Source organism: Enterobacter sp. ECC-219 (assembly GCF_043966805.1).
Classification (GTDB): Bacteria; Pseudomonadota; Gammaproteobacteria; order Enterobacterales; family Enterobacteriaceae; genus Enterobacter; species Enterobacter cloacae_N.
The window spans coordinates 2,689,531-2,714,509 of record NZ_CP143680.1; the positions used below are offsets into that span (position 1 = coordinate 2,689,531).

At 58.7% G+C, this 24,979-nt stretch carries 23 protein-coding genes; 10 read left to right on the forward strand and 13 right to left on the reverse strand.

The window, feature by feature from the left end:
* Window positions 1–5 precede the first annotated feature (5 nt).
* The 8 genes from pheT (at window position 6) to selO (ending at window position 8,171) form a co-directional block, all read left to right on the forward strand.
* The gene (gene pheT, locus V1603_RS12775) at window positions 6–2,393 is read left to right on the forward strand and encodes a phenylalanine--tRNA ligase subunit beta (RefSeq protein WP_395312716.1); all 2,388 of its coding nucleotides are present in this window, start codon (window positions 6–8) and stop codon (window positions 2,391–2,393) included.
* A gap of 4 nt (window positions 2,394–2,397) precedes the next feature.
* On the forward strand, window positions 2,398–2,697 hold the full coding sequence (gene ihfA, locus V1603_RS12780) for an integration host factor subunit alpha (protein WP_003857805.1): 300 nt from the start codon (window positions 2,398–2,400) through the stop codon (window positions 2,695–2,697).
* Window positions 2,698–2,799: 102 nt separating this feature from the next.
* On the forward strand, window positions 2,800–3,780 hold the full coding sequence (gene btuC / locus V1603_RS12785) for a vitamin B12 ABC transporter permease BtuC (protein ID WP_116340506.1): 981 nt from the start codon (window positions 2,800–2,802) through the stop codon (window positions 3,778–3,780).
* A 32-nt stretch (window positions 3,781–3,812) separates the two neighbouring features.
* A complete protein-coding gene (locus tag V1603_RS12790) occupies window positions 3,813–4,364 on the forward strand; it encodes a glutathione peroxidase (protein ID WP_163328943.1) in 552 nt (183 codons plus the stop codon).
* Window positions 4,364–5,119, forward strand: coding sequence for a vitamin B12 ABC transporter ATP-binding protein BtuD (gene btuD / locus V1603_RS12795; protein WP_166710837.1), 756 nt, complete (start codon window positions 4,364–4,366; stop codon window positions 5,117–5,119). Before V1603_RS12790 ends, btuD begins: the two co-directional genes overlap by 1 nt.
* A 74-nt stretch (window positions 5,120–5,193) precedes the next feature.
* On the forward strand, window positions 5,194–5,658 hold the full coding sequence (locus V1603_RS12800; protein ID WP_061098488.1) for an NlpC/P60 family protein: 465 nt from the start codon (window positions 5,194–5,196) through the stop codon (window positions 5,656–5,658).
* Window positions 5,659–5,950: 292 nt separating this feature from the next.
* Window positions 5,951–6,667, forward strand: coding sequence for an EAL domain-containing protein (locus V1603_RS12805; protein ID WP_116340500.1), 717 nt, complete (start codon window positions 5,951–5,953; stop codon window positions 6,665–6,667).
* Window positions 6,668–6,728: 61 nt separating this feature from the next.
* Window positions 6,729–8,171 carry a protein adenylyltransferase SelO gene (gene selO, locus V1603_RS12810; RefSeq protein WP_163328947.1) on the forward strand — a complete coding sequence of 481 codons (1,443 nt, stop codon included), beginning with the start codon at window positions 6,729–6,731 and terminating at the stop codon, window positions 8,169–8,171.
* Between the two features lie 43 nt (window positions 8,172–8,214).
* Here selO and V1603_RS12815 read toward each other — a convergent pair whose 3' ends face one another.
* From V1603_RS12815 to V1603_RS12835, 5 genes are read right to left on the reverse strand one after another with little or no spacing between them, the layout of a single operon-like run.
* Window positions 8,215–8,985, reverse strand: a complete 771-nt coding sequence (locus V1603_RS12815; RefSeq protein ID WP_395312717.1) for a 3-hydroxybutyrate dehydrogenase — start codon at window positions 8,983–8,985, stop codon at window positions 8,215–8,217.
* A gap of 10 nt (window positions 8,986–8,995) precedes the next feature.
* Window positions 8,996–10,387, reverse strand: coding sequence for a GntP family permease (locus V1603_RS12820; protein ID WP_116340494.1), 1,392 nt, complete (start codon window positions 10,385–10,387; stop codon window positions 8,996–8,998).
* Window positions 10,388–10,431: 44 nt separating this feature from the next.
* Window positions 10,432–11,613: an acetyl-CoA C-acetyltransferase gene (locus tag V1603_RS12825; protein WP_395312718.1), complete on the reverse strand. Its 1,182-nt coding sequence runs from the start codon at window positions 11,611–11,613 to the stop codon at window positions 10,432–10,434.
* A gap of 9 nt (window positions 11,614–11,622) precedes the next feature.
* Window positions 11,623–12,279, reverse strand: a complete 657-nt coding sequence (locus V1603_RS12830; protein ID WP_395312719.1) for a CoA transferase subunit B — start codon at window positions 12,277–12,279, stop codon at window positions 11,623–11,625.
* A 2-nt stretch (window positions 12,280–12,281) separates the two neighbouring features.
* On the reverse strand, window positions 12,282–12,989 hold the full coding sequence (locus V1603_RS12835) for a CoA transferase subunit A (RefSeq protein WP_395312720.1): 708 nt from the start codon (window positions 12,987–12,989) through the stop codon (window positions 12,282–12,284).
* 140 nt (window positions 12,990–13,129) lie between these two features.
* On the opposite strand from V1603_RS12835, the gene V1603_RS12840 reads away from it, so the two are divergent.
* Window positions 13,130–14,053 (forward strand): LysR family transcriptional regulator, encoded by a 924-nt coding sequence (locus V1603_RS12840; protein ID WP_395312721.1) that lies wholly within the window; start codon window positions 13,130–13,132, stop codon window positions 14,051–14,053.
* Here V1603_RS12840 and V1603_RS12845 read toward each other — a convergent pair.
* From V1603_RS12845 to ppsR, 8 genes are all read right to left on the reverse strand, one after another.
* Window positions 14,020–14,799 carry a heme ABC transporter ATP-binding protein gene (locus V1603_RS12845; RefSeq protein ID WP_163328955.1) on the reverse strand — a complete coding sequence of 260 codons (780 nt, stop codon included), beginning with the start codon at window positions 14,797–14,799 and terminating at the stop codon, window positions 14,020–14,022. The two genes, V1603_RS12840 and V1603_RS12845, sit on opposite strands and share 34 nt — an antisense overlap.
* Window positions 14,792–15,784, reverse strand: a complete 993-nt coding sequence (locus tag V1603_RS12850) for an iron ABC transporter permease (RefSeq protein ID WP_116340485.1) — start codon at window positions 15,782–15,784, stop codon at window positions 14,792–14,794. The genes V1603_RS12845 and V1603_RS12850 overlap by 8 nt, the downstream gene beginning before the upstream one ends.
* Window positions 15,784–16,605 carry a hemin ABC transporter substrate-binding protein gene (locus tag V1603_RS12855; protein ID WP_395312722.1) on the reverse strand — a complete coding sequence of 274 codons (822 nt, stop codon included), beginning with the start codon at window positions 16,603–16,605 and terminating at the stop codon, window positions 15,784–15,786. Before V1603_RS12855 ends, V1603_RS12850 begins: the two co-directional genes overlap by 1 nt.
* The gene (gene chuS / locus V1603_RS12860) at window positions 16,602–17,630 is read right to left on the reverse strand and encodes a hematinate-forming heme oxygenase ChuS (protein ID WP_395312723.1); all 1,029 of its coding nucleotides are present in this window, start codon (window positions 17,628–17,630) and stop codon (window positions 16,602–16,604) included. Before chuS ends, V1603_RS12855 begins: the two co-directional genes overlap by 4 nt.
* A 35-nt stretch (window positions 17,631–17,665) precedes the next feature.
* Entirely contained in the window at window positions 17,666–19,648 is a 1,983-nt protein-coding gene (locus tag V1603_RS12865; RefSeq protein ID WP_395312724.1) for a TonB-dependent hemoglobin/transferrin/lactoferrin family receptor, read from the reverse strand.
* A gap of 72 nt (window positions 19,649–19,720) precedes the next feature.
* A complete protein-coding gene (hemP, locus tag V1603_RS12870) occupies window positions 19,721–19,909 on the reverse strand; it encodes a hemin uptake protein HemP (protein ID WP_116341154.1) in 189 nt (62 codons plus the stop codon).
* Window positions 19,910–20,093: 184 nt separating this feature from the next.
* The gene (gene aroH, locus V1603_RS12875; RefSeq protein ID WP_116340477.1) at window positions 20,094–21,140 is read right to left on the reverse strand and encodes a 3-deoxy-7-phosphoheptulonate synthase AroH; all 1,047 of its coding nucleotides are present in this window, start codon (window positions 21,138–21,140) and stop codon (window positions 20,094–20,096) included.
* 152 nt (window positions 21,141–21,292) lie between these two features.
* Window positions 21,293–22,126, reverse strand: coding sequence for a posphoenolpyruvate synthetase regulatory kinase/phosphorylase PpsR (ppsR, locus tag V1603_RS12880; RefSeq protein ID WP_014883510.1), 834 nt, complete (start codon window positions 22,124–22,126; stop codon window positions 21,293–21,295).
* A gap of 335 nt (window positions 22,127–22,461) precedes the next feature.
* Here ppsR and ppsA point away from each other — a divergent pair, with 335 nt between their 5' ends.
* A complete protein-coding gene (gene ppsA, locus V1603_RS12885) occupies window positions 22,462–24,840 on the forward strand; it encodes a phosphoenolpyruvate synthase (protein ID WP_023311316.1) in 2,379 nt (792 codons plus the stop codon).
* The last annotated feature ends 139 nt before the right edge of the window (window positions 24,841–24,979 follow it).

Here is a 24,979-nt window from a genome sequence, read left to right on the forward strand (position 1 = left end):
GAACAATGAAATTCAGTGAACTGTGGTTACGCGAGTGGGTGAACACCACGCTGGACAGCGAAGCGCTTTCCAACCAGATCACCATGGCGGGCCTGGAAGTTGACGGCGTTGAGCCAGTTTCCGGTGCCTTCAACGGTGTGGTCGTCGGCGAAGTGGTAGAGTGCGGCCAGCACCCTAACGCTGACAAACTGCGCGTGACAAAAGTGAACGTGGGCGGTGACCGTCTGCTGGATATCGTCTGCGGTGCGCCAAACTGCCGTCAGGGCCTGAAGGTGGCCGTGGCGACCGTCGGTGCCGTGCTGCCGGGTGATTTCAAAATCAAAGCCGCCAAGCTGCGCGGCGAGCCGTCTGAAGGCATGCTGTGCTCTTTCTCCGAGCTGGGTATTTCCGACGATCACAACGGCATCATTGAGCTGCCGCTGGATGCACCAGTTGGCACCGATATCCGCGAATACCTGAAGCTTGATGACAACACTATCGAAATCAGCGTCACGCCAAACCGTGCCGACTGCTTAGGCATTATCGGCGTGGCGCGCGACGTGGCCGTACTGAACCAGACCGAACTCAACGCGCCGGACATTGCGCCGGTTGAAGCGACCATCAGTGACGTGCTGCCGATTCAGGTTGACGCTGCTGACGCATGCCCGCGCTACCTCGGCCGCGTGGTGAAAGGCATCAACGTTAAAGCGCCAACCCCGCTGTGGATGAAAGAGAAGCTGCGCCGCTGCGGTATCCGTTCAATCGACGCCGTGGTTGACGTCACTAACTACGTTCTGCTGGAGCTGGGCCAGCCGATGCACGCGTTCGATAAAGATCGCATTGAAGGCGGCATCGTTGTGCGCATGGCGAAAGAGGGCGAAACCCTGGTGCTGCTGGACGGCACTGAAGCCAAACTGAATGCCGACACCCTGGTGATTGCTGACCACAGCAAAGCGCTGGCAATGGGCGGTATCTTCGGGGGCGAGCATTCTGGCGTGAACGATGAGACGCAAAATGTCCTGCTGGAATGCGCGTTCTTCAGCCCGCTCTCCATCACCGCTCGCGCACGCCGTCACGGCCTGCACACCGATGCCTCTCACCGCTACGAGCGCGGCGTTGACCCGGCGCTGCAGTACAAAGCGATGGAACGTGCGACCCGCCTGCTGATCGACATCTGCGGCGGTGAAGCGGGGCCGGTTATTGACGTCACCAACGAAGCGACGCTGCCTAAGCGTGCGACCATCACCCTGCGCCGCAGCAAGCTGGATCGCCTGATTGGCCATCACGTTGCCGATGCGCAGGTGACCGACATCCTGAAGCGTCTGGGCTGTGAAGTAACCGAAGGCCAGGACGAGTGGAAAGCCGTTGCGCCATCATGGCGTTTCGACATGGAAATTGAAGAAGATCTGGTGGAAGAAGTGGCCCGCGTTTACGGCTACAACAACATCCCTGACGAGCCTGTCCAGGCGGGTCTGGTAATGGGTACCCACCGTGAAGCTGACCTGTCCCTGAAGCGTGTGAAAACCATGCTGAATGACAAAGGCTACCAGGAAGTGATCACCTACAGCTTCGTTGATCCTAAGCTGCAGCAGTTGATCCACCCGGGTCAGGAAGTGCTGATCCTGCCAAGCCCAATCTCCAGCGAAATGTCCGCGATGCGTCTGTCCCTGTGGACGGGCCTGCTTGGGACTATCGTTTACAACCAGAACCGCCAGCAGAACCGCGTGCGCATTTTCGAAAGCGGTTTACGCTTTGTGCCGGATAATCAGGCAAATTTAGGCATCCGTCAGGATCTCATGCTGGCTGGCGCCATCAGCGGTAACCGCTACGAAGAGCACTGGGACCTGGCAAAAGGCACGGTTGATTTCTACGATATGAAGGGTGATCTGGAAGCGATTCTGGATCTGACCGGTAAATTATCTGAAATTGAATTCCGCGCGGAAGCGATTCCTGCGCTCCATCCGGGCCAGAGCGCGGCGATTTATTTAGAGGGCAAACGCGTTGGTTTCATTGGGGTTGTTCATCCTGAGCTGGAGCGTAAGCTGGACCTGAACGGCCGTACCATCGTGTTCGAGCTGGAGTGGAACCCGGTTGCAGACCGCGTTATTCCTCAGGCGCAGGACGTCTCTCGCTTCCCGGCGAACCGCCGTGATATCGCGGTTGTGGTCGCTGAAAACGTGCCCGCAGCAGATATTTTGGCCGAATGTAAGAAAGTTGGCGTAAATCAGGTAGTTGGCGTAAACTTATTTGACGTGTACCGCGGCAAGGGCGTAGCAGAAGGTTTCAAGAGCCTCGCTATTAGCCTTATCCTTCAGGATACCAGCCGTACACTCGAAGAAGAGGAGATTGCCGCTACCGTCGCCAAATGTGTAGAGGCATTAAAAGAGCGATTCCAGGCATCATTGAGGGATTGAACCTATGGCGCTTACAAAAGCTGAAATGTCAGAATATCTGTTTGATAAGCTTGGGCTTAGCAAACGGGATGCCAAAGAGCTGGTAGAGCTGTTTTTCGAAGAGATCCGTCGTGCTCTGGAAAATGGTGAGCAGGTAAAACTCTCCGGTTTTGGCAATTTTGATTTGCGAGACAAAAACCAACGTCCGGGCCGTAACCCGAAGACGGGGGAAGATATTCCCATTACAGCCCGCCGCGTGGTGACCTTCAGACCCGGCCAGAAGTTAAAGAGCCGCGTCGAAAACGCAACGCCTAAAGCAGAGTAATATGAACTAACCAAAAAGGCCGCCCACGCGGCCTTTTTTCTTTGCGCTCTTCGGCAAAGCCGCCGTAAAATCAATTACATCACTCGCTAACAAACCGTACACATGCTTGATTATGCTCATCGTCAGCACCGTTCCGATCGGCGTCGCCTGCTTCTGCTGGTGCTGCTGCTTATTCTCGCCGCGGGTATCAGCCTCTGCGCAGGCGACAGCTGGATCGGGCCTGAAAGCTGGATGGGGCCTGACGGGCAGCTCTTCGTCTGGCAGATTCGTCTGCCGCGCACCGTCGCGGTGATCCTGGTCGGCGCCGCGCTGGCGCTGTCTGGCACCATTATGCAGGCGCTGTTCGAAAACCCGCTGGCGGAGCCCGGCCTGCTCGGCGTGTCGAACGGTGCAGGCGTCGGGCTGATTGCGGCGGTAATGCTGGGCGGGGGAGAGCTGTCCGGCTGGAGTATTAGCCTGAGCGCCATTCTCGGCGCACTGCTGATCACCGTCATTCTTCTTCGCTTCGCCAGACGGCACCTGTCGACCAGCCGGCTGCTGCTTGCCGGCGTCGCGCTGGGGATCATCTGTAGCGCGCTGATGACCTGGGCGGTCTACTTCTCGACGTCCTTTGACCTGCGTCAGCTGATGTACTGGATGATGGGCGGCTTTGGCGGCGTTGACTGGCAGCAGGGCTGGCTAATGGCGCTGCTGGTGCCTGTCATCGCGTGGGCTGCTCTGCAGGCCCAGCCGTTGAACCGGCTCGCGCTGGGGGAAATCTCTGCTCGCCAGCTCGGCATGCCGATTGGTTTCTGGCGTAACGTACTGGTCATTGCCATTGGCTGGCTGGTGGGCGTGAGCGTGGCCCTGGCGGGGGCGATTGGCTTTATCGGGCTGGTCATTCCGCACATGCTGCGTCTGTGCGGTTTCACGGATCATCGAACCTTGCTTCCGGCCTCGGCGGTTGCCGGGGCCGCCACGCTGCTGGTGGCCGATATCATCGCCCGGCTTGCCCTGACGGCCGCAGAGCTGCCGATTGGCGTGGTGACCGCTACGTTGGGCGCGCCAGTCTTTATCTGGCTACTATTAAAAGCCGGACGTTAAAAACTACCCGTAAGACAACCTGAGGGAATGCTATGCAGTCAGATATCCTGAATACCGAAGTGACCACCATTGATGGGGATAACACCACGCTGGAAGGCTACAAAGGCAAGGTGTTGCTCATCGTCAACGTGGCATCGAAATGCGGCCTGACGCCGCAGTACGAGCAGCTGGAGAATATTCAGAAGGCCTGGGAGAAAGACGGTTTTACCGTGCTGGGCTTCCCGTGCAACCAGTTCCTGGGCCAGGAGCCGGGCAGCGAAGAAGAGATCAAAACCTTCTGCAGCACTACCTATGGCGTGACGTTCCCGATGTTCAGCAAAATTGACGTCAACGGTGAAAACCGCCATCCGCTGTATGCGAAGCTGATTGCTGCCGCGCCGAAGGCCGTTGCGCCGGAAGAAAGCGGTTTTTACGAGCGTATGGCCAGCAAAGGCCGTGCGCCGCTCTATCCGGACGACATTCTGTGGAACTTCGAAAAATTCCTGGTTGGTCGTGATGGCCAGGTCGTTCAGCGTTTTTCGCCGGATATGACGCCTGAGGATCCGATCGTCATGGAATCTATCAAGCTGGCGCTGGCGAAATAATGCCACTCCTGATGCAGCTCACGGACGTCGCCGAGAAGGGGCGTCTGGAGCCGATAACCTGCGGCATCGATTCGGGCGAAATCCTGCATCTCGTCGGACCAAACGGCGCGGGTAAAAGTACGCTGCTGGCGCGGATGGCGGGGCTGACCACCGGGCCTGGGCAGATTACGCTGCTGGAACATGCCCTGGCCGACTGGTCACCCGCCTCGCTGGCCCACCGGCGCAGCTACCTGGTGCAGCAGCAGGTACCGCCTTTTGCGATGCCGGTCTGGCATTATCTGATGCTGCATCTGCACGACAAACAGCATACGGCACTGCTGGAGGAAGTGGCTGCGGCGTTAGGGCTGGAAGATAAACTGTCCCGGCATGCCAGCCAGCTTTCCGGTGGTGAATGGCAGCGGGTGCGTCTGGCGGCGGTCATTCTGCAGATCCATCCCGCGGGCAATCCTCACGGGAGGCTGCTGCTGCTGGATGAACCGATGAGCGGTCTGGATGTTGCCCAGCAGGCGGCGCTGGATAGCCTGTTAAGCACTCTGAGCAGGAAAGGTATCGCCGTAGTGATGAGCAGCCACGATCTTAACCATACGCTGCGTCACGCCCATCGGGTATGGCTCCTGTCGCGCGGCAGAATGATTGCCAGCGGCACGCGGGATCGGGTCCTTACGCCGCCAAATCTCGCCCGCGCCTACAGCATGTCGTTCCGCAGGCTGGATATAGAGGGACATAAGATGCTGATTTCTACCGGGCAGGAGTAACCGTTTCTTGCCTGTGAACATAATTGCACGCTAAATTACCGAAAGAACAATAAAAGCAGAGGATTCGTCTGAAAATGCGATTCTGGTTTCTCCTCGTGGCGGCACTCTTTCTTGCGGGATGTAGCAGCCATCGTGCACCGCCGCCTAACCCGCGGCTATCAGATTCTATCACCGTCATTGCCAGCCTTAACGATCAGCTGAGCAACTGGCGCGGTACGCCTTATCGCTACGGCGGCATGAGCCGCGGCGGGGTGGACTGCTCAGGCTTTGTCCTGATGACGTTTCGTGACAAGTTTGATCTACAGCTTCCGCGAGACACGCGCAAACAGGCGGAAATAGGAACAGAAATTGATAAAGACGATCTCCTTCCCGGGGACCTGGTCTTTTTCAAAACCGGCTCGGGAGAAAGCGGTTTGCATGTTGGCATATATGATACAGACAACCAGTTTATTCATGCCTCTACCAGCCGCGGCGTGATGCGCTCTTCTCTCGATAACGTGTACTGGCGTAAAAATTTCTGGCAGGCGCGACGTATTTAGTCTGCCCGGACACGTTTTTTATGTCGGCATGGTAACTATTAAACCATGCCGTTTTTTCTCAAATAAGCTGATTAAAGTTAAATTTACCTAAATTAGCAACATCCTTATGTGTCTGTTTTATCTAAAACTGGCTATTACTCTGTAACCAGGATAAGATTATTTTAGATTCAGGGATAAATCTGAAAATTAATACGGAACTAATGAAATTAAACTTATTAAAATCAAGACAGTGGAATTGTGTCAGCAATTGCTCCAGGATGTCCTCTCTCATCTTTAATGCGGGGCGAGTGCAATGATTATTACGCTAGATAATGCTTACCAGTCTGAACTGATGCTTCTGCCTGCCCGTAATAGTGCAGGCGAGCTAAAAGGTTTAGAAATACTGGTTAACTTTACTGGCGTCGGCACCGATGTGAGGATCCCTACCGAGCTCGTTATCCCCCGGCTTTCAGCGGCAGAAGAGTTAGCGCTGTTTAACGAAAAACTGCAATTGCTTGATACCTGTAAACTGTTTTTTATTCAGCATCAGTTAATTGCATGGATCAATATTACACCAGCAATTGTTGAGTTTTTATTAAGTAATGGGAATGCTGTTTCAATTCTTGAGCGTTATCCGTTTCTTGAGTTTACTGTTAATGAGAACTATCCAGGTTTAAATAACGGAAAGGACGATCTGCAACTGGCAAGAATGGCGATCCATTTTCCGCTGGTCCTGGCAAACTTTGGTGCCGGTGCTGCATCGCTCAAGGCCGTCTATGATGGATTATTTAAACGGGTTATTCTTGATAAAGGATTCATCCAGCAGCGTGCTTCAGAGCTTTCTTTCGAGCCTTTTATGCGCGCGATCCTCTGGCAAATAACGCCGCACTGCCAGTCGGTGATCGTCTCCGGCATTGACGACCACGCTCTGCTGCAGCGCGTCCTGTCCTTTAATTTTGGTGCCATGCAGGGCGCGCTCTGGCCAGCCGTCTCGCCGGAGCACGTCACAACGCTCGTTCAGCAGCGATAACCCTGCCTTTCGCCCGTGTTTAAGTCCGGGTAAACCCTCTACACTAAAAGCAGGAGGACTTATGACCCTGTCTTTTACCGCTCACTGGCATGACGAGTTGCCTGGCTTTTACACCGCACTCAAACCAACACCGTTACATAATTCACGTCTTATCTGGCATAACGATCGGCTGGCCGATGAGCTGGCCATTCCGCCTGATATGTTTCAGCGTTCAGACAGCGCTGGCGTCTGGGGAGGAGATACGCTTCTCCCCGGTATGCAGCCTCTGGCTCAGGTCTATAGCGGACACCAGTTTGGTGTCTGGGCGGGGCAGCTGGGCGACGGCAGGGGGATCCTGCTCGGCGAACAACGCCTTCCCAACGGAGAGACGGTTGACTGGCATCTCAAAGGCGCAGGTCTTACCCCATATTCACGGATGGGCGACGGGCGGGCGGTATTGCGGTCTACAATACGCGAAAGCCTGGCATCCGAAGCGATGCATGCGCTGGGTATTCCCACTACCCGCGCGCTGTCGATCGTCACCAGCGACACGCCGGTGACGCGCGAAACGGTGGAAAAGGGGGCGATGCTGATGCGCATTGCGCAAAGCCATCTGCGCTTTGGTCATTTTGAGCACTTTTACTATCGCCGCGAGCCGGACAAGGTTCGCCAGCTCGCGGACTTCGCCATTCGCCACCACTGGGCGCATCTGCAGGATGAGGCGGATAAATACGTTCTCTGGTTCCGGGACGTGGTTGCCCGTACCGCCACGATGATTGCGCGCTGGCAAACGGTAGGCTTTGCTCACGGGGTCATGAACACGGACAATATGTCGATTCTTGGCCTGACCTTTGATTACGGTCCGTTTGGTTTCCTGGATGATTATCAGCCGGGGTATATCTGCAACCATTCCGACTATCAGGGGCGTTACAGCTTTGACAATCAGCCCGCGGTTGGGCTGTGGAACCTCCAGCGGCTTGCACAAACATTATCGCCGTTTATCGACGTCGATGCCCTGAACGATGCGCTCGACAGCTATCAGGACCTTTTGCTGCGGGAATACGGCACGCTGATGCGTAACAAGCTGGGGCTGATGACCCAGGAGAAGGGTGATAACGACATCCTTAACGGACTGTTTGCCCTGATGGCGCGTGAAGGGAGCGATTACACCCGCACCTTCCGCATGCTGGGCCAGACGGAGCAGCACAGCGCCGCCTCGCCGCTGCGCGACGAGTTTATTGACCGGCAGGCGTTTGACGACTGGTTTACACAGTACCGCACGCGGCTGCAGCAGGAGCAGGTAGACGATGTTACACGTCAGGTACAGATGAACGCAGCGAATCCGGCAATGGTGTTGCGCAACTGGCTGGCGCAGCGGGCGATTGAGCAGGCAGAGCAGGGCGAGTATGACGAGCTACACCGTCTGCATCTGGCGTTGCGCACGCCGTTTGCCGACCGGGATGATGATTACGTCAGCCGCCCGCCCGACTGGGGCAAGCGGCTGGAAGTCAGCTGCTCAAGTTAAGGATTTTGGCCGGGCGGCAGGGTCGCCTTACCCGGCCTGTTCATCACTGAGCAACCCAGCCGCCATCCATATTCCACGCGGCGCCGCGAACGTTCACGGCGCCCTCGCTGCACAAAAACAGCGCCAGTTCACCCAACTGCTCCGGGGTAACAAACTCCCCTGAAGGCTGTTTCTCTGCAAGGAGCTGTTCGCGAGCCTGCTCCGGCGGCACGCCATCCGCGATGCGCTTATCAATTTGCTGTTGTACCAGCGGCGTCAGTACCCAGCCGGGGCAGATGGTATTGGCGGTAATACCCGTGCGGACGGTTTCCAGCGCCAGCGATTTGGTAAAGCCCACTACGCCATGCTTGGCCGCAACGTAGGCCGATTTCTCTTTCGACGCGACCAGCCCGTGAACGGAGGCAATATTGATAATGCGCCCCCAGTTTTTCTCGCGCATGGCCGGCAGCGCCAGCCGGCTGGTGTGAAACACTGCGGAGAGGTTTATGGCGATAATGTCGTTCCACTTCTCCACCGGAAAGGCGTCGACCGGGGCCACGTGCTGGATCCCGGCGTTGTTCACAAGAATGTCCACGCCGCCAAACTGCGATTCGGCGTAGCGCATCATGGCTTCAATCTGCAATACGTCCCGCAGATCCGCATCGTGATAGCCCGGCTTTTTACCCAGTTGCGCAATTTCTTCCCGTGCCGATGCGCTGTCGCCAAAACCGTTTAGGATCAGCTGCGCGCCCGCCTTTGCCAGCACGCGGGCGATCCCCAGGCCAATGCCGCTGGTCGAGCCGGTCACCAGGGCGGTTTTACCGTTCAGATTCATTTTTCTCTCCTTACACAATGCCGGTCAGATAGAACACGGCAATGACAAAAAGCACTGCCAGACTTTTAATGATGGTGATTGCGAAAATGCCGCCGTAGGCCTGGCGATGGCTCAGGCCGGTGATAGCCAGCAGGGTAATCACCGCGCCGTTATGGGGCAGCGTATCCATCCCGCCGCTCGCCATCGAGGCCACGCGGTGCAGCACCTCAAGCGGGATATTGGCTGCGTGGGCGGCAGCAACAAAGGTATCGGCCATCGCCGCAAGGGCGATGCTCATTCCGCCGGACGCCGAGCCGGTGATCCCCGCAAGCACCGTCACGCTGATGGCCTCATTCAACAGCGGATTCGGGATAGTCGCCAGCGCTTTGGATAACACCAGAAACCCGGGCAGGGCGGCGATAACCGCGCCGAAACCGTACTCAGAGGCGGTATTCATCGCCGCCAAAATGGCACCGCTCACCGCGGTCCGACTGCCTTCAGCCAGACGCCCCCGGATATTGCGAAAGCCAAAAATCAGCACCAGCACGATACCGGAGATCAGCGCCGCTTCCACGGCCCAGATGGCGGTGATCTTTCCCACCTCGGTGACAATCGGTTTCGCCAGACCTGGCAGAGTAAGCTCGTGGGTCGTGCCGTACCAGCCGGGGATCCAGCGGGTAAACAGCAGGTTCAGTATGCCCACCAGCAGCAGCGGGGAGATAGCAATCAGCGGATGCGGGAGGTTAATGTTATCCGGCGTTTCGGGCTCATTTTTCAGATCCGTGCCGTAACCTTCATTGTTATTCAGCGCCTTACGCCGCTGGCGCTCCAGCCAGAGCAGGCCAAAGACGATAATAAACAGTGAGCCAATAAGCCCCAGCCACGGCGCGGCCCAGGCGTTCGTACCAAAGAAGCTGGTGGGGATGATATTCTGGATCTGCGGCGTGCCGGGCAGAGCGTCCATGGTAAACGAGAACGCCCCCAGCGCGACGGTGGCCGGGATCAGCCGCTTAGGGATGCCGCTCTGGCGAAACAGCTCGGCGGCAAACGGGTACACCGCAAACGCCACCACGAACAGTGAAACGCCGCCGTAGGTTAATAGCGCACACACCAGGACGATCACCGGAATAGCGTGGCGACGACCGAGGATCTGGATCGCGGCGGCGACGATGGAGCGTGAAAAACCGGAAAGCTCAATCAGCTTGCCAAACACCGCACCCAGCAGGAACACCGGGAAGTAGAGCTTGACGAAGCCCACCATCTTTTCCATAAACAGGCCGGTAAACGTCGGGCCGACGGCACCCGGATCGGTCAGCAGCACGGCGCCGAGCGCCGCGATCGGCGCAAACAAAATAACGCTATATCCGCGATAGGCCGCCAGCATCAGCAGCGCCAGCGCCGCCAGGGCTATTAACACACTCATTACGACTCCTCACTTTAATTATTATTCGGGTACCAACGAGAGGCTTAACGCTCGACGGTGAGAGCAATGCCTTGCCCGCCGCCTACGCACAGGGTGACGAGCCCTTTTTTAACGTCACGGCGCTGCATTTCGTACAGCAGGGTCACGAGGATGCGGCAGCCGGAGGCGCCAATCGGATGACCCAGGGCGATAGCGCCGCCGTTAACGTTCACCCTGCGTTCATCCCAGCCAAGCTGCTGGCCCACCGCCAGCGCCTGGGCGGCAAAGGCTTCGTTAGCTTCAATGAGGTCCACCTCGTCGAGCGTCCAGCCCGCCCGCGCCAGTGCCGTCCGGCAGGCGCTGACCGGGCCGATACCCATTACCGACGGATCAACGCCCGTCACGGCGTAACTTACGATGCGGCCAAAAACAGGCAATCCGCTCTCCCGCGCCTTTTCCTCGCTCATCAGCAGCACCGCGGCAGCACCGTCGTTGAGCGTGGAGGCATTCCCCGCTGTGACGGTGCCTTCCTCGTGTAAAAATGCGGGGCGCAGCTGGGCCAGTTTCTCAGCGGTGGTGCCTGGCCGGGGCTGTTCGTCACGGCTGACGATAAGCGGCGGTTTTTTACCCTGTTTCACCGTCACCGGCGCTATCTCGTCGTCAAGGCGACCCGCTTCGATGGCGGAGGCCGCTTTTTGCTGCGACCGGGCGGCGAAGGCGTCCTGCTGCTCGCGGGAAATGTCATACTCACGGGCGACGTTTTCAGCGGTGAGCCCCATGTGGTAATCGTTGAAGGCGTCCCACAGGCCGTCGGTAATCATGCTGTCCTTAAGGCCCGCATGCCCGAAACGCAGCCCGGCACGTGCGCCGTCCAGCAGATACGGCGCGTTGCTCATGCTCTCCTGACCGCCGGCGATAGCCACCTCCGCGTCGCCGCAGCGGATCGCCTGGGCGGCGAGCTGCACCGCTTTTAAGCCCGCGCCGCACACCAGGTTTACGGTGGTCGCCGGCGTGCTGACAGGCAATCCGGCGCTGATGGCCGTCTGGCGCGCAGGGTTTTGCCCGCATCCGGCCGTCAGCACCTGTCCGAAAATCAGTTCGTCTATGTGCTCTGTGCTGAGACCGCTGTTCTCAAGCAGGTGCCGTACCGTGACGGCCCCAAGCTCAACCGCAGAAAGGGACGAGAGCGATCCGCGAAAACTGCCTATGGGGGTTCGCGTTGCCCCGACAATCATGACCTTTTTCATGCTGACCCCTCAGTTGAAGCGCATCTCGCGCACGTCATCCGCCACAATGATTTTCCCTGCCGTTTTACGCACGATCTCGTCAATACTGACGCCCGGGGCGTATTCCCGCAGGATGAACGCGCCGTCCTCGATTTCCAGCAGCGCAAGATCGGTCAGGACCCGACGGATGCAGCCCGCGCCCGTGAGCGGCAGCGTGCAGCGCGGCAGCAGCTTTGACTCACCGCTTTTTGAGGCGTGGGTCATCACCACGATGATGTTCTGTGCCCCGGCGACAAGATCCATCGCGCCGCCCATGCCCTTCACCATCTTTCCGGGGATCATCCACGAGGCGATGTTGCCCTCCACGTCCACTTCAAACGCGCCCAGCACGGTCAGGTCGACATGGCCGCCGCGGATCATGGCAAACGACTGGGCCGAGTCAAAAATGGCCGCGCCGGTCCGCGCGGTCACGGTCTGTTTACCGGCGTTGATCATGTCGGCGTCAAGGCTCTGCTCATCAGGAAACGCGCCCATCCCCAGCAGGCCGTTTTCCGACTGGAGCATCACATCCATCCCGTCCGGAATGTAGTTCGCCACCAGGGTAGGGATGCCGATCCCCAGGTTGACGTAGTAACCGTCGCGCAGCTCTCGGGCGACGCGCATGGCCATCTGTTCACGGGTTAACATCGTCACACTCCTTCGGGGCGCAGCGTGCGCTGTTCAATGCGTTTTTCAAACTGGCCGACAATCAGCCTGTCGACGTAAATTCCCGGGGTGTGAATGGTCGAGGGGGGCAGCTCACCCGGCGGAACAATCTCTTCCACCTCCACCACCGTGATCCGGCCTGCCGTTGCCATCAGCGGATTGAAGTTTTGCGCGGTATGGCGATAGATAACGTTGCCGTACCAGTCCGCTTTCCAGCCCTTAATGAGCGCGAAATCACCGGTAATAGCCTCTTCAAGGATGTAGTGCTTCCCCGCAAACTGGCGCACGTCTTTACCGACAGCCACGGGCGTGCCGTAGCCGGTGGCCGTGTAAAATGCCGGAATGCCCGCGCCGCCCGCGCGCACCTTTTCCGCCAGCGTGCCCTGCGGCGTGAGTTCAATCTCCAGCTCGCCGCTCAGCACCTGCCGCTCGAACAGCGCGTTCTCGCCGACGTAAGAGGCCACCACTTTGCGCACCTGCCGCGTTTCGAGCAGTATCCCGAGACCGAAACCGTCCACGCCGCAGTTGTTTGACACCACGGTCAGATCTTTCACCTGACGGCGTCTGACCTCTACAATAAGGTTCTCCGGAATGCCGCACAGACCGAAGCCGCCTGCCAGCAAGGTCATTCCGTCCGTCAGCCCATCCAGCGCCTGCGCATAGCTGCCGACGCGCTTATCCAATCCTGCCATAGTCATCCCTCCCGTTAACCGTGCCGGTATCATTAGGGGCGGCGACTCATTTGTTAATTTTGAATTTGTGACCCACTCATTTGGTTTTCTTATTAATTTACTGTTAACTAATTCTTTTCAATTAGTTAACAGGATGAAAAATGAGAATGAGTGTCAAACAGTTACGCGCGTTTTTAGCGGTAGCTCACACTCTCAATTTCGCGCACGCCAGCGAACGCTTAAATCTCTCCCAGCCGGCGCTGAGCCTGACGATTAAAAGTCTGGAAGACGCGCTCGGTGGCCCGCTGCTGCAGCGGAGCACGCGCAAGGTCGCGCTGACGCAGGAGGGAGAGACGTTTTTGCCGATGGCGCGCCAGCTGCTTGCCGACTGGGATAACGTCGAAGAGGCGATGCACCAGTGCTTTACCCTGCAGCGCGGTAAAATCTCGGTCGCCGCCATGCCGTCGTTTGCCGCGAATGTCCTGCCCGAGGTGCTGAAAGCGTTTCGCGAGCGCCACGCCGGGATCAACGTCACCGTGCATGACGTCATCAACGAGCAGGTGATTGAGATGGTGCGTGAAGGGCGGGTTGAGATGGGGATCGCCTTCGAACCGGCCCCCACGCACAACCTGCTGTTTACGCCGCTGGGGCTCGACAGGTTTGTTGCCATTGTGCCGAAAGATTCCTCGCTGGCGGGCAAAAAGCGGCTGGCATGGGAAGAGCTGCTGACGCTGGATTTCATTACCCTGCAGCGCCCTTCGGCGGTACGTCTGATGATGGAGGAGGAGCTGGCGCGAAGCGGCAGAAAGCTGGACGTGGCGCTGGAGAGTCATCAGTTGGTGACAGTAGGGCGCATGGTCGCCAGCGGACTGGGCGGCAGCGCCGTACCGGCGCTCTGCGAGGCGCAGATGACGGCACTGGGCGCGGTCTGTATCCCGCTGGATAGCCCGCCTATTGAAAAGTGCATCGGAGCAATCCATCCAGGGCACACGCAGCTCTCTAAAGCGGCGCATGCCCTGCTGGAAACGCTGAAGGATTTTTACCAGCCCGCTCAGGGGGCGAGAAATACCTGCGGTACGGGGTGATCCGGGTGGCTGCCAACGCACACCTGCGCGCCGTACCAGCGCGCCAGCGTCCCGGCCTGCAGCACGTCCTCCGGCGCGCCGCGGGAGACCAGCCTGCCGTTGTGCATCAGCAGAATGCGATCTGCCCACAGCGCCGCCAGATTGAGGTCGTGCAGCACCACGCAGACGTGGAGATGTCCCCGACGGGTCAGGGATTTCAGCAGGCGCAGCAGATGCTGCTGGTGGTAGAGATCCAGCGCGGAGGTGGGTTCATCAAGAAACAGCCAGCCGCGCGGTGCCCCGTCGCACCAGAGCTGGGCCAGCGCGCGGGCGAGCTGGATCCGCTGCTGCTCGCCGCCGGAGAGCGTCGAATAGTGTCTGCCCGCCAGCGGTAAACAGCCCGTAATCGCCATTACTTCCTCAACCACCGATGCTTCAGGGGCGCGAGTCCAGGGCGCGCGGCCCATACCGACCACCGCTTCTACCGGCCAGTCGAATCCAGGCTGTGTATTCTGGCGCATCACCGCCCGGTAGCGGGCGAGGGTATCCGGCGGCCAGTCCGCAAGCGGCGTGCCGGCCAGAGTGCAGCGTCCGCTTGCGGGCTTGAGGTAGCCGGTAAGCAGCCGCAATAATGTCGACTTCCCGGCACCGTTGGGGCCAATCAGTGCGACCAGCTCACCCTGAGAGAGAGTAAGCGACACATCGTCGATCAGCGTCCGCTGCCCGGCGTGAAAGAAAATGTTCTCCGCACAATAGCGTTCAGCCATGCGTACCTCCGCGACGAAAGATAAGCCACAGGAACCACGGCGCACCGAGAAGGCTGGTCAATAACCCGACGGGCATCTCCGCCGGGGAGACCAGGGTGCGCGCCAGCGTGTCGGCAACCAGCAGCAGCAGCGCGCCGGCCAGCACCGAGCCGGGAACGACGGCCCGGTGGTCGGCTCCCAGCCACATGCGCATCAGGTGCGGCACCACAAGGCCAATAAAGCCAATCACGCCGCTGACGGCCACCGCCGCGGCAACCAGCAGGGCGCTGCACAGCAGCAGGATCCTCTGCACAGTGGCAACATCCACCCCGAGATAGTGCGCCTCTTCATCGCCCAGCTGCAGCAAATTGAGCGGGCCGGCCAGCCGCCAGATAATCAGCACCGCGGGCACCATCAGCGACGTTACCGCCAGCAGGGTGGACCACTGCGCCTGCCCGAGGCTGCCCATTCCCCAGAGCGAAAGCTGGCGAAGCTGGGCATCGTTGCTAAGCCAGGAGAGCACCCCGACGGCCGCGCCGCACAGGGCGTTGATGGCGATCCCCACCAGCAGCAGGCGGGACAAGGAGCCGTGACGCTGCTGGCTGAGCAGGAAGATAAGGACGGTTGCGGCCAGCGCGCCGAGGAACGCCGCAAGCATCGGGGCATACAGCATCAGCAGGGCAGGTAAAGCGGCGGGAATAACCACCCACAGCGCCACCGCCAGCGCCGCGCCGCTGCTGATCCCCAGCAAACCCGGGTCCGCCAGCGGGTTGCGGAACAGCCCCTGCATCACACAGCCGGCCAGCGCCAGCGCACCGCCAATCACCAGCGCCAGCAGCACGCGGGGCAGGCGGATGGTAAGCCAGATCTGACGCATGGCCTCATCGCTGCCGCTCCACAGCAGGCTGACCGGCAGGTGCAATGCCCCAAACCCCGTCGCCGTGAGCGTCATGATGCTCAGGATCGCGGCCAGCATCCACAACGACAATGCGATCCGCCGGGACATCAGGGCAGTTGCTCCGCTTTGGCGCGCAGCTTCTGGATGGCATCCGGCGTTCGCACGCTGAAGCCCAGCAGGGCCATATCATCAATCGCCAGCATCTGCCTGTTCCGTCCCGCCGGGGTTTGCGCCAGGCCGGGCAGCTTCCACAGGTTTTCCTCGCCGCCCAGCACGTTCACGCCGTCCTGCGAAATCACCACCAGGTCGGGCCGGCTGGCAATGACTCCTTCCTGCGACAGCGGCTGATAGCGGGTGAATCCCTGCATCGCGTTCTGCAGCCCGGCGGCCCGGATGGCGGCGTCTGCGCCGGTCTGCAGCCCGGCGGCCATCGCGGTCATTCCCCCGTGGTTGAGGATAAACAGCACCCGCTTGTTAAGGGGCGCTGCGGGCAGCGCCGCCAGCGCCTGACGCAGCGTGTTGCGCAGGGCTTCCCCCTCGGCTTCACGGTGCGTGGCGTCGGCAATCACCCGAACCTTTTCGTCAATGACGCTCAGGTCGTTGCGGCCAGGAACGGTAACCACCCTGACGTGACTTTGTTCGACCTGCTTCAGCGCAAGAGACGGCTGCGCCTGGTCGCTGGCCAGCACCAGCGTGGGGCGCATGGACAAAATGCCTTCGGCGTTGAGCTGACGTAAATATCCCACGTCAGGCAGATCGTTTGCCGCCTGCGGCCACTGGCTGGTGCTGTCGCGTGCGATCAGAGAAGACTGCGCGCCAAGTGCATAGACAATCTCCGTCACGTCGCCGCCAAGGGCGACAATTTTCTCCTGCGCGGCGGCAAACGCTACCAGAGGCAGGGCGCACAGCAGGGCTAACCACGTTTTCATGCGGCCAGCCCTTTTGGCGTCAGGGCGTCAATCTGGCTGCGCCACTGGCTCTGCTCCGGCTCGCCTTCGGTACGCTGGCCATAAAGCTGCGCGATTTGCGTGCCGTCGGCGGCAAACAGCTCCAGGCTGGTGACGTGGCCGTCTGCGGTTGGTTTGCGCGTCACCCAGCTCTCCGCGATGGTTTCTTCCAGCAGATGCAGCGTAAAGGCGGGATTAAAGATGTTCAGCCAGCCTTTCATCGGCACGACTTTCTGCACTACACCAGTGAAGATCTGCACGCAGCCGCGGTTACCGACGAATACCATGATTTCGTTGCCGTCCTGACGTGCCGTTTCCAGCAGCCGTGCCAGCGCGCTGTTCTCCACCTTACAGGCAAGGTCGTCGCCCACCAGGCGAAACGCCTGCTGACGGCTGAGATTGTGGCGTTTGAGCAGGCTGAAGAACTGATGCACATCAGTCATGGCACGCCACTCCTTATCCACGAGAGCGGCATCCGCGTTTTCGGCGTGAGCCGGGGCATCCGCAGCGCCCAGCTCAAGCGGCGGATTATCGGCAAAGATAAAGCTGGTCAGCACATCGCCCCAGGCAGCGAGGTCGGTGTTGTCCGTGGTATAGACCTTGAGCACCGCATCGCCCTGGCGATCGAAGAACTGAATGCTCTGCCGCTCGCCGCGTGGGGTGGCTTCTCTGAGGTGAAACGCGCTCGCCCACTGGTTGAGGAACAGGCGAAGATCCAGCGCGCGCGGGTTCAGCACCAGCCCGGCGTGGCCCTTCAGGTGCTGGTTGGTGAAGCTGCCAACCTGCTCGTGCACGGCATACTCGTTGCGGCAGATGCATTTGGTTTCACCCACGGCTTCCAGCGCGCCCAGGATATCGCGGATGTCACCGTGCAGTCGCCAGGCGTCATGGCCCACGCGCGCGAAGGTCAGCTCCGCCTCGCTGATGTTCATTAACCCTGCGATGTCTCGCGCGTACTTACCCGGATGTTCTTCTTTTAGCTCAAGCCAGCGTGTGTAGTGATTCATTGTCTTATCCTTCTGAAGAGTGGCCCCGAAGGGAATTACCACTGATAGCTTACGAAAATCTTGCCGTTACGCCCGTCCTGCGGAATGCCCTGAGGTGACCAGTACGCTTTGTCAAAGGCGTTGCCCAGCACCAGCGTGGTGGTGACGCCCTTGAGCTTCTCCTGGCCCTTATAGCTGACGTAAAAATCGTTGACCGCATAGCCCGGCTGCTTGCTGTAGCTGCTGCTGACGTGAGTTGAGCGATCGGCAAAAGTGCCGATCCAGCCGACGGAGAACCCGCTTTGCGCCACCGGAACGTCCAGCCTGCTGGTGACGGTGTCCGGGTTGATGCTGGAGATGTACTCCCCAGTATTGGTATCTTTCCCGCGCGTGCGGTTATAGGCCACGTCAAGGTTAAACAGATCGGCCGAATATTTTGCCATTACGTCCCAGCCCCAGATTTTGGCGTCTGGAACGTTGTACGACATGGTGGTCGCCGCGGCGAAGTTGACGGTGGTGGAGATGTAGTCTTTCGCTTTGGTATCGAAATAGCTGGCCTTGAACTCCAGCGCATCGTTGGAGAGCATCAGATCGTCAAAGCGCAGGCCAAAACCAAACTCCTGCGTTTCGTTGGTTTCCGGGCGCAGGTTCGGGTTAGGTACCCAGTAGTTGGTGTAGAACCGGCCGATGGAGAAGTGTTTAGCGTCGTTATACATTTCACCCATGGTCGGCGCGCGGAAGGCCTGCGCGTAAGAGCCGAACAGCATCAGCCAGTCGGTGGGGCTGATGGTTAACCCTGCCCGGGAAGACCACTTATCGGCATTGACGTCATCGTAGCCATCGCTGCTGCCGCGATAGTTGTCATAGCGCGTGCCGCCCAGAAGGGTAACGGGCAGATCGCGCAGGGTGATCTCATCCTGCAGCCAGCCTGAGCTAAAGTCGATTTTCGCCTCCGGGAAGCCGGTCGTGGCACCGCCCGGACGCTGCTCCTGGCGATAGTATTCTCCGCCGTAGGTCAGAAGGTGAGACGCAAAGGAGTCGCTGAACAGGCGGGTACGGTTTTCCACCTTGCCGCCTTTGGTGGTCTGCTTGCGGAACTCGCCGGTGCTGTCGATGTTCTGGGCGTTAATGCGCGCTTCAGACCAGTAAACCTTCGCATCGGCGTTCAGCCAGTCGTACCCTTCCGGCGCAATGCGGTAGCTAACCTGCGCATCTCGCTGGATGGTGGAGCGGTCGGTCATCGGGTTGCTGCTGTTGGCATCTGATGTTTGCGGGTTTTTCGGCTCCTGTGCGGCGTTGTTGTAGTAGCGCAGGGCGCCACTCAACGTCTGAGCCGGGTCGATTTTCCAGCTGCCTTTCGCCAGCATGTTATTAATGGATTCGTCGTTCGGCGCCGTTGCACCGTCGCTCTGGCGGATATCGCCGCGGTCGCGGCTGGACCACGACACCAGGCCGTCCAGGGTATCGGTGCGGCCATAGGCGCTGGCCCCCAGGCCGAGGCTGTGGTCACCCGTTGCACCGGTACCAAACACGCGATAACCGCTGTTTTTACCCGGCTCCAGCAGGTCTTTGGCGTCGACGGTGTCATAGGAAATCACGCCGCCCAGCGCGCCGCTGCCGTAGAGCAGGGCCGACGGGCCGCGCACCACCTCGATACGTTTGATGAGCGCGGGATCGAGGAAGGTGCTGTTCAGGTGGCCGGTATCGGTTCCCTGGCGCACGCCGTCAACCAGTACCAACACGCCGCGACGGTCGTAGCCGCGCAGGTTAACGTCCTGACCGTTGGTGCGGCCGGTGCCGTCAAGCGTCAGGCCGGGGACGTTGCGCAGCAGATCGGCGGCAGAGCTGGCGGTCTGTTTTTCCGGGGCGGTGGCGTCAATCACGCTCACCATCATCGGGGCTTCGAAGGCGCTACGGGCGTTGCCTGTGGCGGTGACGGTTATTTCATCTGCGGCAGCAAACGCGACGCCCGGCAGGGTGCTGACAATCGCCAGCGCCAGAAGGGACGGGCGTAAACGTGCGGTGTGCAGGTGTGGCATAGCAACTCTCCATAAAGTATCGAAAGCGCTGGCTGCCTGGGGATGACCTGGGTGGCTGGCGAAGGTTTTAGTTTATTTTGTGAGGATCAATTTTCCGGCATTCGTCTGGCGCAGCAGGTAGTGCTGGCCGTCATGCTCGATAATCACCCGGCCCTCATCACCCAGCAGAGTTTTGCTGTCGATGCGACGATCGCCAGGGGCAGGGGACGGTGCTGTGTGTGTTTTTGCTGGCGTTGTCGCGCTGTTATCCGTAGGTGACATCATGTTTATAAATAACAATCAATGTAACAATGATAATCATTATCAATAAACTGCAAATTCACGGCAAGCGTTTTTGTGAAAATTGTGTGACGGGATCAAATTCAGGGGGCGAGGTGCGGCCTGATTCCCTCACCCCAACCCTCTCCCTAAGGGAGAGGGAGAAGGGCGCCACCCGACAATAACATCAGAAGCGAGAATCAACCGCAGCTGCCAGCTTCTCCAGCAGCAGCTCGCTGTCTTCCCAGCTCAGGCACGGATCGGTGATCGACTGGCCGTACACCATCTGCTGGCCGGCAATGATTTTCTGCGTGCCTTCCTTGATGAAGCTTTCGGCCATAATCCCGGCAACGGCGGTCGAGCCGCTGCGGATCTGCTGACAGATCTCATCGCAGACGTCCAGCTGGCGGCGATGCTGCTTCTGGCAGTTGCCGTGGCTGAAATCCACCACCAGGTGTTCCGGCAGGTCGAACTCGGCCAGCGTTTCACAGGCCGCCGCAATATCTTCTGCATGGTAATTGGGTTTCTTCCCGCCGCGCATAATGATATGCCCGTACGGGTTACCGCTGGTCTGGTAGATGGTCATATGACCGCTTTTGTCCGGCGACAGGAACATGTGGCTGGCACGCGAGGCGCGGATCGCATCTACCGCGATACGGGTGTTGCCGTCGGTCCCGTTTTTAAAGCCGACCGGACAGGAGAGGGCAGAGGCCATCTCGCGGTGGATCTGGCTTTCGGTGGTCCGCGCGCCAATCGCGCCCCAGCTGATCAGATCGGCGATAAACTGCCCGGTCACCATATCGAGAAATTCGGTGGCCGTCGGCACGCCCAGCTCGTTGACCTGCAACAGCAGCTTGCGCGCCAGTTCGATGCCGTGGTTCACGCGATAGCTGCCGTTAAGGTCAGGGTCCGAAATCAGCCCTTTCCAGCCCACCACGGTACGCGGTTTTTCAAAGTAGGTGCGCATCACAATCTCAAGGCGATGCTGGTATTTATCCCGCAGCCCCTGAAGGCGTTTTGCGTAGTCCATTGCCGCATCCAGATCGTGGATGGAGCAGGGGCCAATCACCACCAGAAGACGCCTGTCTTCACCATTGAGGATTTTTTCAATGCGGCGGCGGGAGGCCGTCACATGTTCCGCGACCGCGGCGGAAACGGGGTGCCGCTCGGCCAGTTCAGCCGGGGTGACCAGGCTGTCTATGCGCGCCGTGCGGAGTTCATCGGTTTTATTCATGACTTGTCTCAGAAAATTTTTGCTTCATCGGCAGACTACCGGGAAGTGATGGGCATCACATTAAACCAATCCCTGCTGATTTCAAGTTCGGGGCGACACCGCCCCGCTGTTGAAATGGATGATACATGAATCCGAGCTAATGTACTAGCTTGTTAGTACATTCGGCGGTTAAGTCCCATGATGTCGAGAATTTTGGTGGCGATCTCTTCAACCGAATAGTTGGTGCTGTTCAGCCACGGGATCTGGTTTTTGCGGTACAGCGCCTCTACTTCGGAAACCTCCATGCGGCACTGGCGCATCGAGGCGTAGCGGCTATTCTCGCGGCGCTCTTCGCGGATCGCCGCCAGGCGTTCCGGGTTAATCGTCAGGCCGAACAGCTTGTGCTGCAGCGGCTTAAGAGCAGCGGGCAGCACCAGGTTATCCATGTCATCAGCGATAAACGGGTAGTTTGCGGCGCGGATGCCGAACTGCATCGCCAGATAGAGGCTGGTTGGCGTTTTGCCGCAGCGCGACACCCCGAGCAAAATCACCTGGGCCTGGTCGAGATTGCGCAGCGAAATCCCGTCGTCGTGCGCCAGGGTGTAGTCGATGGCGGCGATACGCGCATCGTATTTGGTCAGGTTGCCGGGGTTCAGCCCGTGGGTGCGGTGCGCGATAGGCGTCGGGTCAAGCTTCAGTTCGCTCTGGAGCGGAGCCACCAGCGCCTGCACGATATCCTGGCAGAAGCCCTCACTTTGCAGAATGATGTGGCGAATTTCGGGAATCACGATGGAGTAGAACACCAGCGGGCGCACGCCGGTCTGCTGGTAGATGGCATCGATCTGATCCTTCACCGCTTTGGCGCGGCTCTCATTTTCCACAAAAGGCAGCGTGATGCTGTTGATCGAAACGGGGAATTGCGACATCACCGCGTGGCCCAGCACCTCGGCGGTGATCGCCGTACCATCAGAAATATAAAAAACGTGACGATCGACAGCATTATCCATTTTACCCACCCTGAATATCATACGTAATTGTCTGAAAGCATAAATTAAAAAAGGTAATTACACAGCAAAGAACTTATCCTAATTATAAATGAAACACTGTTTTTGATTTTCCTGAAAAGCGGATTTCATTTTTCAAATAGCGACTTTATTTTTGGGGTTTCTGGCTGAATATAGAGGAATCATCGGGTTATTGGCTGGTGGGAAACTATCCGAAAAGTTGAAAATTTAAATTGCTTACACGATTCACCGTTTTTTTAGCGCAAATAATTATGCCAGTATAAATACGTAGTCAGGTGTTACTTACTCCGATCAAATATCACAAAAGGATTGTTTCGATGTCCAACAATGGCTCGTCACCGCTGGTGCTTTGGTATAACCAACTCGGCATGAATGATGTAGACAGAGTTGGGGGCAAAAATGCCTCCCTGGGTGAAATGATTACAAATCTGTCCGGTATGGGTGTCTCCGTACCAAACGGGTTTGCCACGACCGCCGACGCGTTTAACCTGTTTTTAGACCAGAGCGGTGTAAACCAGCGCATTTACGACCTGCTGGATAAAACGGATATTGATGACGTCACCGAGCTTGCAAAAGCCGGGGCGCAGATCCGCCAGTGGATCATCGACACACCTTTCCAGCCGGAACTGGAAAAAGCCATCCACGACGCCTACAACCAGCTCTCCGCTGACGATGCGCAGGCTTCCTTTGCCGTGCGTTCTTCCGCGACCGCAGAAGACATGCCGGACGCCTCGTTTGCCGGACAGCAGGAAACTTTCCTGAACGTTCAGGGCTACGATGCCGTGCTGGTGGCGGTGAAGCACGTGTTTGCCTCCCTGTTCAACGACCGCGCCATCTCCTATCGCGTGCACCAGGGCTACGACCATCGCGGCGTGGCGCTCTCCGCGGGCGTGCAGCGTATGGTGCGCTCCGACGTTGGCTCCTCCGGCGTGATGTTCTCCATTGATACCGAATCCGGCTTCGACCAGGTGGTGTTTATCACCTCCGCGTGGGGCCTGGGCGAGATGGTGGTGCAGGGCGCGGTTAACCCTGACGAGTTCTACGTCCACAAGCCTACGCTGGCCGCTGGCCGTCCGGCGGTGGTGCGCCGCACCATGGGCTCGAAAAAAATCCGCATGATCTATGCCCCGACCCAGGAGCATGGCAAGCAGGTTAAAATTGAAGATGTACCGCAGGAGCAGCGCGACCGCTTCTCCCTGACCGACGCCGAAGTGCAGGAACTGGCGAAGCAGGCGGTGCAGATAGAAAAACACTACGGCCGTCCGATGGATATCGAATGGGCGAAAGACGGGAACACCGGCAAGCTCTTCATCGTGCAGGCGCGCCCGGAAACCGTCCGCTCACGCGGTCAGGTGATGGAGCGTTATACGCTGCACGCGCAGGGTAAAATCGTGGCGGAAGGCCGTGCCATCGGTCACCGCATCGGTGCCGGCCCGGTCAAAGTGATCCACGACATCAGCGAGATGAACCGTATTGAGCCAGGCGACGTGCTGGTGACCGACATGACCGACCCGGACTGGGAACCGATCATGAAGAAAGCCGCGGCCATCGTTACCAACCGCGGCGGTCGTACCTGTCACGCGGCGATCATTGCCCGCGAGCTGGGTATTCCTGCGGTTGTCGGCTGCGGTGACGCCACCGAGCGCATGAAGGACGGGCAGAACGTGACCGTCTCCTGTGCCGAAGGTGATACCGGCTACGTGTACGCCGATATTCTCGACTTCAGCGTGAAGAGCTCCAGCGTGGATACCATGCCGGACCTGCCGCTGAAGATCATGATGAATGTCGGCAACCCGGACCGTGCGTTTGACTTCGCCTGCCTGCCGAACGAAGGCGTTGGCCTGGCGCGTCTGGAATTCATCATCAACCGTATGATCGGCGTTCACCCGCGCGCGCTGCTGGAGTTTGACGATCAGGATCCGAAGCTGCAGAACGAAATCCGCGAGATGATGAAAGGCTACGACTCGCCGAAAGAGTTCTACGTCGGCCGTCTGACCGAAGGGATCGCCACGCTGGGCGCAGCGTTCTACCCGAAACGCGTGATTGTGCGTCTGTCTGACTTCAAGTCAAACGAATACGCCAACCTGGTGGGCGGCGAGCGCTACGAGCCGGAAGAAGAGAACCCGATGCTGGGCTTCCGCGGCGCCGGACGCTATGTGTCCGACAGCTTCCGTGACTGCTTCGCGCTGGAGTGTGAGGCGGTGAAACGCGTGCGCAACGACATGGGGCTGACCAACGTCGAAATCATGATCCCGTTCGTGCGTACCGTGGATCAGGCGAAAGCGGTGGTGGACGAGCTGGCGCGTCAGGGGCTGAAGCGCGGCGAAAACGGGCTGAAGATCATCATGATGTGCGAGATCCCGTCCAACGCCCTGCTGGCCGAGCAGTTCCTGGAACACTTCGACGGCTTCTCTATCGGCTCGAACGACATGACGCAGCTGACGCTGGGTCTGGACCGCGACTCCGGCGTGGTTTCCGAACTGTTCGACGAACGCAACGAGGCGGTGAAAGCGCTGCTTTCCATGTCCATCCGTGCGGCGAAGAAGCAGGGTAAATACGTCGGCATTTGTGGTCAGGGTCCATCTGACCATGAAGACTTTGCCGCCTGGCTGATGGAGGAGGGGATCGATAGCCTGTCCCTGAACCCGGACACCGTGGTGCAAACCTGGCTGAGCCTGGCAGAACTGAACAAGTAACGACATCACTATCGGAAAAAGGCGAGGATATTATTCCTCGCCTTTTTTATTTCACCGCTAATTTGCTCCCCATCACAAATAAACTAAAAAACCAAATATCATAATTTGTCTGTTAATTAAGACAATTGTTAGTGCGCAA